The organism is Xylanibacillus composti, from assembly GCF_018403685.1.
Taxonomy (GTDB): domain Bacteria; phylum Bacillota; class Bacilli; order Paenibacillales; family K13; genus Xylanibacillus; species Xylanibacillus composti.
The window spans coordinates 15,562-30,270 of record NZ_BOVK01000038.1; the positions used below are offsets into that span (position 1 = coordinate 15,562).

General features: G+C 46.2%; 15 protein-coding genes. 14 read left to right on the top strand and 1 reads right to left on the bottom strand.

Annotated features, from left to right (window positions below):
• Positions 1-11: 11 nt before the first annotated feature.
• The 11 genes from XYCOK13_RS13890 to XYCOK13_RS13940 are packed head-to-tail and all read left to right on the top strand — an operon-like array spanning position 12 to position 9,369.
• Positions 12-914: an ATP-grasp domain-containing protein gene (locus XYCOK13_RS13890; RefSeq protein WP_213412770.1), complete on the top strand. Its 903-nt coding sequence runs from the start codon at positions 12-14 to the stop codon at positions 912-914.
• Between the two features lie 37 nt (positions 915-951).
• Entirely contained in the window at positions 952-1,542 is a 591-nt protein-coding gene (locus XYCOK13_RS13895) for an HAD family hydrolase (RefSeq protein ID WP_213412771.1), read from the top strand.
• Positions 1,542-2,702 carry a UDP-N-acetylglucosamine 2-epimerase gene (gene neuC, locus XYCOK13_RS13900; RefSeq protein WP_213412772.1) on the top strand — a complete coding sequence of 387 codons (1,161 nt, stop codon included), beginning with the start codon at positions 1,542-1,544 and terminating at the stop codon, positions 2,700-2,702. The genes XYCOK13_RS13895 and neuC overlap by 1 nt, the downstream gene beginning before the upstream one ends.
• Positions 2,702-3,370, top strand: a complete 669-nt coding sequence (locus tag XYCOK13_RS13905; RefSeq protein WP_213412773.1) for a PIG-L deacetylase family protein — start codon at positions 2,702-2,704, stop codon at positions 3,368-3,370. The genes neuC and XYCOK13_RS13905 overlap by 1 nt, the downstream gene beginning before the upstream one ends.
• The gene (neuB, locus tag XYCOK13_RS13910; RefSeq protein WP_213412774.1) at positions 3,371-4,450 is read left to right on the top strand and encodes an N-acetylneuraminate synthase; all 1,080 of its coding nucleotides are present in this window, start codon (positions 3,371-3,373) and stop codon (positions 4,448-4,450) included. It abuts the gene before it with no gap.
• A complete protein-coding gene (locus tag XYCOK13_RS13915) occupies positions 4,447-5,082 on the top strand; it encodes an acetyltransferase (protein WP_280520902.1) in 636 nt (211 codons plus the stop codon). The genes neuB and XYCOK13_RS13915 overlap by 4 nt, the downstream gene beginning before the upstream one ends.
• Complete coding sequence (locus tag XYCOK13_RS13920; RefSeq protein WP_213412776.1) at positions 5,075-6,124, top strand: nucleotidyltransferase family protein; 1,050 nt, start codon at positions 5,075-5,077, stop codon at positions 6,122-6,124. The genes XYCOK13_RS13915 and XYCOK13_RS13920 overlap by 8 nt, the downstream gene beginning before the upstream one ends.
• Before the next feature lie 15 nt (positions 6,125-6,139).
• Positions 6,140-6,847, top strand: a complete 708-nt coding sequence (locus XYCOK13_RS13925) for an acylneuraminate cytidylyltransferase family protein (RefSeq protein ID WP_213412777.1) — start codon at positions 6,140-6,142, stop codon at positions 6,845-6,847.
• Positions 6,847-7,644 (top strand): SDR family oxidoreductase, encoded by a 798-nt coding sequence (locus tag XYCOK13_RS13930; RefSeq protein WP_213412778.1) that lies wholly within the window; start codon positions 6,847-6,849, stop codon positions 7,642-7,644. The genes XYCOK13_RS13925 and XYCOK13_RS13930 overlap by 1 nt, the downstream gene beginning before the upstream one ends.
• Positions 7,645-7,661: 17 nt before the next feature.
• Positions 7,662-8,558 (top strand): Gfo/Idh/MocA family oxidoreductase, encoded by an 897-nt coding sequence (locus XYCOK13_RS13935; protein WP_213412779.1) that lies wholly within the window; start codon positions 7,662-7,664, stop codon positions 8,556-8,558.
• Entirely contained in the window at positions 8,542-9,369 is an 828-nt protein-coding gene (locus XYCOK13_RS13940) for an SDR family oxidoreductase (RefSeq protein WP_213412811.1), read from the top strand. The genes XYCOK13_RS13935 and XYCOK13_RS13940 overlap by 17 nt, the downstream gene beginning before the upstream one ends.
• A 7-nt stretch (positions 9,370-9,376) precedes the next feature.
• Here the strand turns inward: XYCOK13_RS13940 and XYCOK13_RS13945 are convergent, their stop codons facing one another.
• Entirely contained in the window at positions 9,377-10,564 is a 1,188-nt protein-coding gene (locus XYCOK13_RS13945) for a LegC family aminotransferase (protein ID WP_213412780.1), read from the bottom strand.
• Positions 10,565-10,961: 397 nt separating this feature from the next.
• Here XYCOK13_RS13945 and XYCOK13_RS13950 point away from each other — a divergent pair, with 397 nt between their 5' ends.
• The 3 genes from XYCOK13_RS13950 to secA all read left to right on the top strand — a co-directional run bounded on the left by XYCOK13_RS13950 (position 10,962) and on the right by secA (position 14,655).
• Entirely contained in the window at positions 10,962-11,159 is a 198-nt protein-coding gene (locus XYCOK13_RS13950) for a cold shock domain-containing protein (protein WP_213412781.1), read from the top strand.
• 218 nt (positions 11,160-11,377) lie between these two features.
• Positions 11,378-11,938: a ribosome hibernation-promoting factor, HPF/YfiA family gene (gene hpf, locus XYCOK13_RS13955; protein WP_213412782.1), complete on the top strand. Its 561-nt coding sequence runs from the start codon at positions 11,378-11,380 to the stop codon at positions 11,936-11,938.
• A gap of 203 nt (positions 11,939-12,141) precedes the next feature.
• On the top strand, positions 12,142-14,655 hold the full coding sequence (gene secA / locus XYCOK13_RS13960; RefSeq protein ID WP_213412783.1) for a preprotein translocase subunit SecA: 2,514 nt from the start codon (positions 12,142-12,144) through the stop codon (positions 14,653-14,655).
• Positions 14,656-14,709: the final 54 nt, after the last annotated feature.

The window sequence follows — 14,709 nt, forward strand, 5'->3', positions numbered from 1 at the left end:
AGGCAACGAACATGTACAATATCTTATTGGAGGCATCTGGCAGCTTGACTTCCGGCTATCTGATCAAGGCGATACAGCAGGCCGGACATCGTGCCATAGCCTCTGATATTAATCAAGACATTGCTGCTCGCTATTTGGCAGATGAGTTCCTGTTGATGCCTTCCAAGCATGATAGTCAGCTTTGGGAAAAAATAACCAAAATGATAATAGACAATAAAATTCATATTGTGCTCCCTTCCTTAGATGAGACATTACTTGAGTGGAGTATACGAACGGAATTCTATTCTCGCATGGGTGTGCATGTGATTACCTCTGCACCTGCAACGATAGAAGTTTGCCAGGATAAATGGAAAACCTACGAATTTTTTATACGTCACGGCATCCCTACGCCCCCAACGAGCTTAAGTCAAGATTACAATCTGCTTAAGCCAAGATATGGAAGAGGTGGACAAGGAGTTCGTTTCCTTGCACCTGGCGAATCAGTAACCATGGATCAGATGATCACACAGCAAGCAGTAGAAGGGGAAGAGTTCACTGTTGATGTGTTCGTTGATCGACATGGAGACCCTGTATATATTGTTCCCAGACAACGGTGGATGGTCCGTGAGGGCAAGTCCACAGGGGGAATAGTGGTGCACGATCCGGAAATCATACAGTGGATCCATGTGATATGTCAAAAACTGCGGTTTCAAGGTCCAATTAATGTGCAATGTTTTCGCTGTACGGATGGGACGCTGAAGTTTCTGGAAATCAATCCGCGAGTAGCTGGAGGAATGGCATTAGGTTTCGCAGCTACAGAAAATTGGTTCAAATTAATAACGGATCATTTCGTAAATCATAATAATGTGCATCCCAAACCTGTTCAATATGGTATGAAAATGTTGAGGTATTATGATGAAGTCTTTGTTTCCTGATATAGACTGGTGTCAAGTAAGCACAGTAGGCTTTGACATGGATGGCACCTTGTACGACGAACTGGAGTTCATAAAGCAGGTGTATCAACCGATATCCATGGAATTGGCCAAGTATTGCCTGGATTGCCGCTACCAAATATATGACTGGATACTGCAACGTTGGATGGAAAAGGGCAGCTCGTATAACAAAATATTTGATGAGTTATTGGACCAATATGCCATTCCCCCATCTATAAAGTCGATCATTATCGACCGATGTTTGGATATATATCGGCATTTTGACCCGAAGCTAACGCTTCCTGTCGATGTGGAACAATTGTTGGATAAGATAGCATCAACCTATAACGTATTTCTTGTATCAGACGGACCTGCGTATTTGCAGATGAATAAGTTCACCTCCCTGCAGTTGCACAGATGGTTTGACGAGAAACAAGCAGTGATTACAGGGAAGTATGGTCGGGAGTATTATAAGCCGTCCATATTATCTGTTGATAAGATCCCCATCTTGCGAGGAGTGTGCGGCAACAAGGTTGTTTACTTTGGTGATCGTGAAGTAGACCGGCAATTCGCAATGCGAGCAGGATTCCAGTTTGTTGCAGTAAGTTGCATGCAAAGGAAGGTACAATAATGGCAATTAGGAGAGTACTGGGAGTTACGGGAATTAGATCGGAATATGATATCATGTCCTCCGTATTCCGGGCAATAGAAGCGCATTCGGAATTGTCCTTGTCGCTTGTTGTAACGGGGGCGCATCTTTCACCAGGCTATGGCATGACAATTGAAGAAATACGGAAAGACGGTTTTGTGATTGAGGATCAAATTGAAAGCTTGATATACGGTGATAAGGATTCGTCGAGAGTAAAGGGATTGGCTATTCAACTTCAGGGATTAGTCCAGACTATAGCAAGAACTCGTCCTGATATTCTACTCGTATTGGGAGATAGAGAAGAATCGATCAGCACTGCGTTGGCAGGTGCATATATGAACATTCCTGTCGCACATATAGCAGGTGGGGACAGGGTGGTCGGAAATGTAGATGATCAAGTCAGGCATGCGGTTACCAAGTTGGCTCACTTGCACTTTGTGACCAACCAGGAAAGCTATGATCGAGTTTTAAAGATGGGAGAACAGCCGTTTCGTGTTTTTAACTTTGGGAATCCAGGCCTTGACCGCTTGCTTCAAATGCCATGGCTTACGGTTTCTGAATTATCCCAAAGGATCGGCTTCGAATTGAATGACGGTGAGCCGTTTATTATTTTAATTCAACACGTCATATCAACTGAAATTGATCAAGCATACCATCAAATGAAAGTGACGCTTGAAGCAATCGAGCATCTCAAGATCAAGACGGTACTTAGCTATCCCAATTCCGATGCAGGCAGTCAGAGTATGAGAAGAGCCATAAAAGAATATGAACATCTTCCACACCTGTATACTGCGCATAACATCCCGAGGCTTGAATTTGTTAATTTGATGAGACATGCTGGCTGCATGCTGGGGAATTCAAGTGCAGGAATCATGGAAGCCCCTTTGCTCAAGTTGCCTGTAGTCAATATTGGAAACCGACAAAAGGGGAGGCTGCATGCTGAAAATGTTCAGTTTGTACAACACAATGTGGATGAAATAACCTCGGCTGTTCATAAAGCCTTGTTTGACGAAGACTACAAGAAGCTGGTTGCCAATTGTACCAATCCATATGGGAACGGCAAGACATCTGAAGCCATAGCGAATGTACTGGCATCGATTCCGTTGGATGAAAAAATCTGTATAAAGGATTTGACATATTAATGGGAAGAGAAGTAGTAGTTGTAGCGCCACATCCAGATGATGAAACGCTCGGTTGCGGAGGAACTTTACTGCGTCATGCAGCCAGCGGAGATCGTATCCACTGGATTATCGTCACACAAATGGATAAAGCGAACAGCACGGAAATTGACCGCGAGCGAAGAAAGCAGGAGATAGAAGCCGTTTCCCGTATGTATGGATTTACCAGCGTTCATAGATTAGGATATACTGCAGCCCGATTGGAAAGCTATCCTCTGGGTGACATTGTAGCTAGTATGGGAGAGGTATTTCGAAAAGTTCTACCTGAAATCGTATATTTGCCTTATCCAGGGGATATCCACTCGGACCATCAAACTGTTTTTCAGGCGGCTTCAGCATGTACGAAGTGGTTCCGGTACCCTACTGTAAAAAAGATTATGTGTTATGAGACTTTGTCGGAGACAGACTTCGATATTCATCCAGACGGAAATCTATTTAGGCCTAATGTATTTGTGGATATTACCGATTACTTGGATGAAAAGATTAAAATCATGACTCATTACAGTAGTGAAATGGGGGATTTTCCATTTCCGCGCAGCATAGAAGCCATTCAATCGCTGTCTGCTGTCCGAGGGGCTGCAGCTGGCGCTAAAGCAGCGGAAGGTTTTATGCTTTTGAAGGAGATGATCTAAATGAAGCGGACTTATATCATTGCCGAAGCCGGCGTGAATCATAACGGCTCTCTTGCTTTAGCCAAAGAATTGATAGAGGCAGCGTCAGATGCCGGAGCAGACGCAATTAAATTTCAGACCTTTCGTGCCGATAAAATAGTTACGTTGAATGCTGCGAAAGCAGCCTATCAATTAACGAATACGAGTGCGGATGAATCACAATATGATATGCTCAAAAAACTGGAGCTTTCATATGAACAACACTTTGAGCTGGTTCATTACGCGAAAGAGAGGGGCATTCAATTTCTCTCCACTCCTTTTGATCTGGAAAGCGCTGATTTTTTGATTGGCAAGCTTAAATTGCCTGTCATGAAAATATCATCAGGTGATTTGACGAACGCTCTCTTGCTGTTGCGAATTTCCCAAGGTAACATTCCTGTAATCTTGTCAACAGGAATGGCGACATTAGGTGAAATAGAGGAAGCTCTTGGAGTCCTGGCATTTGGGTATGCGGTATCGAATCGAATGGAGCCATCCATTGAACGTTTTCGGCAAGCTTACAGGTCGGAAAAGGGGCAGGCAAGCTTGAAGCAACATGTAACTTTGCTTCATTGTACCAGCGAATATCCTGCACCTGTTAACGATGTTAACTTGAAAGCCATGCTGACCTTGTCTCATGCGTTTGATCTGCCTGTGGGCTACTCAGATCATACGAAGGGCATCGCCATTCCAATTGCTGCGGCCGCGCTAGGGGCACAAATAATAGAAAAACATTTTACGCTTGACAAGGAGCTGCCCGGACCAGATCATAAAGCATCTCTTGATCCGGCGCAATTGCAAGAAATGATAGCAGCAATTAGAGATGTAGATCAATCATTAGGAGGGCCGCTTAAGCTACCCGCAGAGTCCGAGCTTAAGAACCTGGAAGTTTCTCGCAAAAGCTTGGTGACTTCCAAACCTGTACGTGAAGGCGAGTGCTTTACTTCCGAGAACTTGACGGTGAAGCGACCAGGTGGTGGAACACAGCCCATGCAGTATTGGCGCATTCTCGGGCAGAAAGCCACGCGTCATTATGATGCCGACGAGCTAGTGGAACTATGAAAGTGCCGATAATCGTAATAGGTGGGGGTGGCCACGCTAGAGTGCTCATGGACATCCTCCTTATGACAAATTGTGAAATATTAGGCGTTACCTTGCCTCATTCAGAGACAGAGACTGTACTCGATGCACCGGTGTTGGGGCAGGATCAGCAAATACTGCATCATTCTCCGAATGAGGTGATGCTGGTGAATGCGATTGGGTATGTCGGAAGATCAAGAAAAAGGATCAATATTTACCATTTCTTCAAGGAACGAGGATATCGATTTCACACAGTTATTCATCCGTCAGCAATTATCTCTTCCTATACGCAGTTAGGAGAAGGTGTCCAGATCATGGCGGGTGCCATATTGCAAGCAGGGACCTCCGTAGGGTGCAATGCGGTTGTGAATACTAAAGCTTCTGTTGATCACGATTGTTGGGTTGGTGCTCACACGCATATAGCCCCTGGCTCAACCTTATGCGGTCATGTCAGGCTGGGGGAGGAATCCTTTGTCGGTGCTGGAGCCGTTCTTCTCCCTCATAAGGAAGTGGGGAACCGCTGCACGATTGGAGCTGGCTCCGTTGTTGTTAAAGATGTGCCAGATGATACAGTGGTGATGGGTGTGCCTGCCGAGGAGGGGAAACATGAATAGTTGGACTAATATATTAATTAACCCTAATACCTCAATCCTTCAAGTAATGAAAACGATTGATGATGGAGCTATGCAAATAGCGTTGGTAGTTGATGAACACACTCGGCTATTGGGAACGGTCACAGATGGGGATATTAGAAGAGGCATTCTGAATGGGCAGGAACTACATTCTCCTGTCTCCTCTATTATGAACAGACGACCTCTTACGGTTAACATCGGGAAGAGTAAACAAGCAGTGTTTGCAATGATGAAGAAAAAACACTGTCGCCAAATCCCGGTGTTGGATGACGAAGGGCGAGTAGTTGGGATAGAACTGCTGGATCAGTTTATACGAAGCAGACAAAGCAACAACTTCGTAGTAATCATGGCTGGCGGCTTGGGAACGCGACTAAAGCCATTAACGGACGAATGTCCAAAGCCCTTGCTTCATGTTGGGAATCGCCCACTGCTGGAGACAATCATTGAAAACTTTATTGACCAAGGCTTTTATCGATTCTATGTAAGCGTAAACTACAAGGCGGATATGATAAAGGACTACTTTGGAGATGGTGCTAAGTGGGGAGTAGAGATTCAATACTTACATGAGACCGAGCGGCTAGGGACTGCAGGTGCTCTCAGTTTGCTGCCAGAAAAACCAAAGGAACCGATACTTGTCATGAATGGAGATTTACTGACAAAAATTAATTTCCAGCACCTATTGGACTTTCATCAAGAGCAAACTGCCACAGCGACGATGTGTGTCAGAGAATATAATTATCAAATTCCGTATGGTGTAATCAAGATGGATCAGGATCGATTGATCGGCATTGAAGAAAAACCAGTCCAAAAATACTTCGTTAATGGTGGCATTTATGTTTTGAGTCCAGAAGCGCTGGGATATGTACCCGTCAATCAATATTATGATATGCCAACATTATTTGATTTGCTCATTTCCCAAGGGAATAAAACGACAGTCTTTCCAATACGCGAATACTGGATGGACATTGGCAGGATGGATGATTTTAACCGAGCTAACGGTGAGTACAGCGAAATTTTTGGATGAAGGGAAGGATTTCTCTTGATAAATAACAAAAGGATTGTTGCAGTAATTCCGGCTAGAGGGGGAAGTAAATCCATCCCATATAAAAATATAAAGGAATTGGGAGGAAAGCCGTTAATTGCGTGGTCTATCGAGATGGCGAAGGCGTGTGAAGAAATTGACCGCGTCATCGTATCAACGGAGGATGAGAAGATTGCTTCCGTAGCCAGGCAGTATGGTGCTGAAGTCATTCATCGTCCCGAACATTTAGCCCAAGATGACTCTCTTGTTATGGATGCAATCAAGGATCTGATCGCAAAAATTAGAGTGGAAGGGGAAACGGCTGAATATATGGTTTTGCTTGAACCTACATCCCCTATGCGATCACTGGATGATATACAACAATGTTTGTATCTGTTGGCGGATAGTGATACAGACTTTGATTCTGTTGCTACTTTCATGGACGCTGAGTTGAATCCTCATAGAGCCTGGAAGATTGACGACGGAATGGCCCAGACTTTCATTGATGGTGCGATCCCGTGGCTTCCCAGGCAAAAGCTCCCCAGAGCCTATCAGCTTAATGGCGCTGTCTATGCTTTTGTGATAGATCGTTTGAAGTCAGAGCATATCAGTGCTTTTTTTGGGAAAAGTGGCGTTGTTTTGATGCCTAAGGAACGTTCCGTTGACATTGATGATGAGATACACTTTGAATTTGCAGACTATTTGTTACGGAGGAAAAATGCCTGATGCGTACACTTAAGCAATTATTCTCCCTGCATGGAAAAGTAGCGCTTGTAACAGGTGGGGCGGGACATCTTGGTACGGAGATATGCCACGCATTGTTGGAATTAGGAGCCAAAGTAGTCATAGCAAGCAGAAATTTGGACAATTCCCAGAAGAAATGCAAGGAGATCCAAGAAATCTTTCAGGGGACAGTCGATATAGAGGCTATCGAGTTAGAACTGACAAACAAGCGTCAAATTCAAGAAACTGCCAGAAGAATGGAGGAACAGTACGGGGGCTTGGACATACTTGTGAATAATGCATGGTCAGGCAAAAAAAACTCGTTCGAGTCTATTACCGATGAAGATTGGGACTATGATATTGAAATGAGTTTGAATTCTGTGTTCCGCATGGTCAAGGCCACTCTACCAGGCTTAAAAGAGAAAAAGGGAGTGGTCTTAAATATTACTTCCATGTATGGGCACGTAGCTCCGGACTATAGGATATATGATGGCATACAATTTGCCAACCCGCCGAGTTACGGCGCAGCAAAAGCAGGTGTCATTCAGTTTACAAAGTATCTTGCGAGCTTCCTTTCTCCTTATGGCATTCGAGTAAATTGTTTGAGTCCTGGACCTTTTCCAACAAGTGAAACACAAAAAAATCAAGATTTTATTTCAAATTTAAGTGCAAAGAACCCGTTGAATCGAATTGGACAACCACATGAGATCAAAGGTGCTGTCGCGCTGTTATGTTCGGATGCATCCAGTTATATGACGGGTCAGAATATTTGTGTAGATGGCGGTTGGACGTCGTGGTAAGGGTTGGAATAATTGGGATGAGCGAGGGCAATGGCCATCCTATTTCGTTTTCTGCGATCATAAACGGATTTAACGAGATCGAATTGCGTAAGATGGGCTGGAATGTCATTCATGATTATATGAGCGAGAGAGATCCTGCCGATGTTGGTCTGAACGGAATTAGCGTTACACATGCATGGACACAGGATGAGGAACTTACCAAGCAAATGAGCAAGGCTTGTTACATTGAAAACATTGTCAAACAGCCGGAAGACATGATTGGGCATGTAGATGCCGTTATTATTGCACGGGATGATTACAATACGCATGTGGAGCTTTCCAAACCGTTTCTCCATGCAGGTCTTCCTGTTTTTATAGATAAACCGCTAAGTCTCTGTCCGGAAGAAATAAACTTCTTCAAGCCTTATTTGGCCTCAGGTCAACTTATGAGCTGCTCGGCAATGCGTTATGCCAGAGAATTGGACACTGTGAAAAGAAACATCTCTCAGTATGGCGATATCAAATTGATACGCGGTACAGTAGTAAATGGTTGGGATAAGTATGGGATTCATATTCTGGATGCGATATATCCGCTTCTACGTTCGAAATGTATTGCGGTTACCCGTATTCCTGCCAATCATACATCTATCGCGATCGAGATGGAGAATGGTTCTGCTGTGCAGATTGATGCCTTAGGGGAAATCCCGAAAACTTTTTCAATTGAAATATTTGGATCGAAGCTAAGAAGCTCTCATGAGATTTCCGATAACTTTACTATGTTTAGACGTATGTTATGGCACTTTTTTAATTCTATAGACAAAAAACGAAATGCCATCCCCGATGTGGATACTTTAACAATCATGAGAATTTTGTATGCAGGCCACATTGCACAACAAGGAAGCGGGAGGATAGTGCTTGATGAACTTGGATTCTAATAAGCATTTTTTTGATCTGAGAGGAAAGACTGCAATAGTAACTGGCGGGGCCGGTATATTAGGAAAAAAGATTTGTCAGGGTTTGGCTGAGTATGGTGCAAATGTTGCTGTTGTAGATATTAACGAGGATGAGGCGGTACGAATAGCGAATGAATTGCATAGCCAATTCTCTATTCGGGCAGTTGGAATCAAGTGCGATGTTTCTTCTCCAGACAGTGTGGAGAGCATGCTCGAAAAAGTGCTGCATGAATTCCGTGAAGTCCACATCCTTCATAATAATGCGGCCAGCAAATCTGAGAATCTAGATGAGTTTTTCGCCCCATTCGAGGAATATTCCTTGGATCAATGGAGAAAAGTGATGTCTGTCAATATTGATGGGATGTTTCTAGTGGCACAAGCAGTAGGTAGGCAGATGGTGAAGCAGGGCAAAGGAGGTTCTATTATCCAAACCTCTTCCATTTACGGTATTAGGGGTCCTGATCAAAGGATATATGAGGGCTCGCACTATTTGAACAGACAGATTAATACTCCGGCAGTTTACTCAGCGTCCAAGTCAGCTGTTGTTGGGTTGACCAAATACTTGGCGACTTATTGGGCAGACAAGGGGATTCGTGTGAATACACTAACCCCCGGTGGCATAGAAAGTGGTCAGAATGACACTTTCGTGAAAAAGTATTCTGAACGTATTCCGCTTGGGCGAATGGGCAAGCCTCATGAGATAGTTGGAGTCCTGTTGTTTTTAGCCTCCGATGCTTCCAGTTACGTAACCGGTCAAAACATTATTGTAGATGGCGGGTTATCTGCATGGTGAATATGGACTAAATGGAGATAGCATTATCATAAACACTGCTTGGAATGTTAATGATTCGTCCGTTTAATTCTTCCGCAACAGACAAGTCCATCTTTGGAGCCTGGGCATACATAGGTAGAGTATGAAGAGGATTCCAAGATGGACGTGTCATCACGCCACGTGCATTCGACAGATTCAGAAGCTCATCGCGTTGATCCGCATATTCAGGATGCAATAAAACAACATTGAGCCAATAATTTGAGCGAGCATATGGGGCTTCTTCGAAAAATTCCACACCTTGTATATCCTTGAACACAAGCTTATATTGATCGGCTAGACTCCTTTTTGCTTGAATAAAACGCGGCAGCTGCTCTAATTGGGCACAACCTAGAGCAGCGTTTATATTTGGCATTCGATAATTGTAGCCAATCTCATCGTGGTAATATTCCCACTTGTGGGGAACTTTCGCTGTCGTCGTCAAGTGCCGGGCATATTCGGCTAATTTGGCATTGTGGGTCAGGATAGCACCCCCGCCTCCAGTAGTTATGATTTTGTTGCCGTTGAAACTAAATGCGGACATGAGGCCTTGATGTCCCGTATGAACCCCCTTGTAATAGGAGCCTAGGGATTCGGCAGCGTCCTCAATCATAGTTAAATGGTAATGATCGCATACTTCCTTTAAGGCATCGAGATCGACTGGATGACCGAACGTATGCATCGGTATGACCGCTTTGATTCTCCGGCCGGTACGTTTGTTGAAGATCATAGACCCACGTACATCGCTTATTTCCTTCAAATAATCCATTAGCTTAACAGCATCAATGCCTAATGTTCTCCTATCGCTATCCACAAAATGTGGAATAGCTCCAACATAGGAGACGGCATTTGCCGTAGCAACGAAGCTTAAAGTAGGCATGAGCACTTCATCATTTGTGCTTACACCAGAAAGTTTTAGACATATATGCAATGCCGCTGTGCCATTCACGACAGCGACGGCATGGGGAATCCCCGTAAATTCAGCTAGCATCTGTTCAAATCGGTTGACATAGCTGCCAGTTGATGAAACCCAGTTGGTATCGATACATTCCTTTACATAAGCCCATTCATTGCCATGAAATCTAGGTTCGTGAAGTGCTATATGTTGAAGTTCCTCAGCAGGAATGACGGATCGGACAGCTAATGTAAGCTTCTCAGCAATGGACAAGTGAGCATTCAAGTATAGTTTCCCCCTAATTTAGCTTGTACTAAGTTATATCGGAATTAGTTGTTTTCATATTAAGTAGTAGTATCCCAATGAACAACTGTGAATATCTTTTTCGCAAATCTGTGGATAATGTGGACAACTTTGTGCATAACTAATGAAAACAAGCTTTCATCATGTTAAGAACTTGTAAATAACTCAGGGATAACTTTAGTTTGCCGGAAGACGGGAAGTTGCGCTCTGTAAGACAGGCCCCGCGCTCAATGATTTGTCCACTTCCAAAGGATCGTCTATTCCGCATTACGACAGGCTTTTCGTATGCGTTTTCGATTGACAACCGAGATAGCGAGTGTTATATTCAGGATGTGAGTGTAACCTCACAGCTACTTGAATACGAAGGGAATGTTTTTGCATGCAAGGTAAAGTTAAATGGTTTAACGCAGAGAAAGGCTATGGCTTTATTGAGACAGAAGAAGGCGGCGACGTTTTCGTTCATTTCTCCGCCATCCAATCCGAAGGCTTCAAAACCCTTGACGAAGGTCAAGCTGTAGAATTCGACATCGTCGAAGGCGCACGCGGACCTCAAGCAGCTAACGTAGTTAAATTATAATCTCTCCGCGGGTGTGATGCCCGCCTCCTATAGAGGATTATAGATCGATTAGCAGCCGACCCGCCCCGGGGGAATTTCCCCTGGGGCGGGTCATTTGCATGCATTGGAAGGTCTTGTAGAACAGATAGGTGAACATTCCTCGAATCTTTGTAAATGTTTTTTGAAGGCGCCTGCTGGGTATGGTACAATAGAGACAAGCAAAAGGAGGAGGAGTTCTCATGAGAATGAATATTCGCGGTCAGAATCTTGAAGTCACCCAAGCGCTGAAAGATTACGTGGAAAAGAAACTCAGCAAGCTCGAACGCTACTTTGATACTCCCCCTACTTCTGAAGCCCAAGTCACCTTAAGCGTCAACAAGGACATTCACAATGTGGAGGTAACGATTCCAATGCCGTCCCTGCTGCTTCGCGCAGAGGAGCGCAATTCGGATATGTACTCGTCCATTGACTTGGTGCTCGATAAGCTGGAGCGGCAAATTCGCAAGCACAAGACGAAGGTGAACCGCAAGTTCCGCCAGGAAGGCAGCCTGCGCTCGCTCTTTAAGGACAACTTTGAAACGTCCGCGCCAAGCATCCCTGTTCATGATGAGGAAGATGATATCGAGGTGGTTCGCACCAAGCGCTTTACTCTGAAGCCGATGGACGTAGAGGAAGCGATCCTTCAAATGAACATGATCGGCCACAACTTTTTTGTTTTCGCCAATATGGATTCCGATGAGGTGAATGTCGTCTATAAGCGAAGCGATGGTCGGTATGGGTTGATTGAACCAGCCAAGTAAGGAAGCAGAGCGATCTGCTCTCACATAGGATAAGCTATTCAACAGAACCGTTCCTGTTCGGTGGTGCAAGCCTGCCCGCACCGTGCAGGACGGTTTTCTTTATGAGTGGAAGCAGTTTCCGCCGGAGACTCGTCTTGCTACCACCCGATGAAAACTGATACAATGAATACCATCGACTGATGTTTCGGAAAGGGGACACCCACATGTTAGGTTTGGTAAAGAAAATCTTTGGCGATCCGAACGATCGGGAGCTGAAGCGACTGCAGCGCAAGGTCGTGGAAATCAATGCATTGGAGCCGCAAATAGAGGCTTTGTCGGACGAGCAGCTGCAGGGGAAGACAGCGGAGTTCCGCGAACGGCTAGCGAACGGCCAAACCCTGGATGATCTGCTTCCAGAGGCCTTTGCAGTAGTGCGCGAAGCTGCGCGCCGAACGCTCGGCATGCGCCATTTCGACGTTCAGTTGATTGGCGGGATGGTGCTGCATGAGGGACGCATTGCCGAGATGAAGACGGGGGAAGGGAAGACACTGGTCGCTACGCTGCCAGTGTATTTGAACGCGCTGGAAGGCAAGGGTGTGCACGTCATTACGGTCAACGACTATTTGGCGACTGTGCAAAGCCAGCAGATGGCCAACATCTACAACTTCCTTGGCATGACAGTAGGCGTGAACCAGAACAGCCTGTCGCATGACCAGAAGCAGGAAGCCTACAACTGTGACATCACATATGGCACGAACAATGAGTTCGGCTTTGATTATTTGCGCGACAACATGGTGCTGTACAAGGAGCAGATGGTACAGCGTCCGCTTCACTATGCCATTATCGATGAGGTCGATTCCATCCTGATCGACGAGGCGCGGACACCGCTGATTATTTCTGGACAAGCTGCCAAGTCCACGGATCTGTACTATGCGGCTGATCGGTTTGTCAAAACCTTGAATCCGGAAGAAGACTACACCGTGGATATCAAGGTCAAGAGTGTGCAGCTTAGCGAGCCAGCGGTGGAAAAAGCGGAGAGAGCGTTCGGCATCGAGAACTTGTTCGATCATGCTCACGTTACCTTGAACCACCACATTACGCAAGCGCTGAAGGCGCATGTCATCATGAAGCGGGACGTAGATTATGTGGTTCAGGACGGCGAAGTGGTCATCGTTGACGAATTCACCGGCCGCTTGATGACCGGGCGTCGCTACAGCGACGGTCTGCACCAGGCGATTGAAGCGAAGGAAGGCCTTAAGGTACAGAACGAGAGCATGACGCTGGCGACAATCACCTTCCAGAACTACTTCCGGATGTATAAGAAGCTGTCGGGCATGACAGGAACAGCGAAGACGGAAGAAGAGGAATTCGGAAAGATTTACGGGTTGGACGTAGTGGTCATTCCGACGAACAAGCCGATGATCCGCAACGACATGCCGGATGTTGTCTACAAGACCGAGCAGAGCAAATACAAGATGGTGGCCGAGGAGATTGAACGCCGCCACCGGAACAATCAGCCGGTGCTGGTCGGCACGGTATCGATTGAAAATTCGGAGCGGCTATCCAATCTGCTGAAGAAAAAAGGCGTCCCGCATAAGGTGCTGAATGCCAAGTATCATGCAGAGGAAGCGGAAATTGTAGCCAAGGCCGGGCAAGCCGGCGCGGTGACGATTGCCACCAACATGGCTGGACGCGGTACAGATATTGTTCTTGGTTCAGGCGTGGCGGATCTTGGCGGGCTTCACATTATCGGGACGGAGCGCCATGAGAGCCGCCGGATTGACAATCAGCTGCGCGGCCGCGCCGGCCGTCAGGGAGATCCCGGCTCCTCCCAGTTCTATCTGTCGCTGGAGGACGAGCTGATGCGCCGCTTTGGCGCCGAGAACATTATGAGCATGATGAACCGACTCGGTTTTGAGGAAGACCAGCCGATCGAGAGCAAGCTGATCACCAAGGCGGTGGAATCCGCACAGAAACGGGTGGAAGGCAGCAACTTCGATGTGCGGAAGGTCGTTCTGCAGTACGATGATGTCATGAATCAGCAGCGGAACATCATTTACAAGCAGCGTCAGGAAGTGCTGGATGCCGACGCCGCTGAGATGAAACAGATCACTTGGAATATGATTGAGCCGGTAATTGGGCGTATTGTAGAAGCTCATTGTCCCGACGATCAGGTGCCTGAGGAATGGGACATCGCTGCAGTCGTTGACTATGCCAATGCAACCTTCCTGCAGGAAGGCATGCTGGCGGAGAACGATTTGAAGGGCAAGGAAAAGGAAGAAATCATCGAGAAGCTCCGCGGCATGGTCAAAGAACTGTTCGATCAGCGTGAGCAAGAGCTCGGCGAAGAGACGATGCGCGAATTCGGGAAGGTCGTCATTCTCCGCGCGGTGGATTCCAAGTGGATGGATCACATCGATGCGATGGACCAGCTTCGTCAGGGGATTCACTTGCGGGCTTACGGCGGCACGGATCCGCTGAGGGAATATCAGTTTGAAGGATTTGAGATGTTCCAGCAAATGATCGAGAGCATTCAGGAAGATGTCGCCAAGTATACGATGAAGGCGCACGTAGAGACGAACCTGAAGCGTGAGGCGGTTGCCGAAGGACAAGCGGTCGATCCGAACGCAGAAGTGACGAAGAAGCCTGTCCGCCGCGCGGAAAAGGTTGGGCGCAATGATCCATGTCCATGCGGCAGCGGCAAGAAATACAAGCAATGCCACGGGCAACAGGCATAGAGTAATAAAGCGGCTGAACGAAGGAGAGGCGGGCGTGTGAACGGTTGGTTGCAT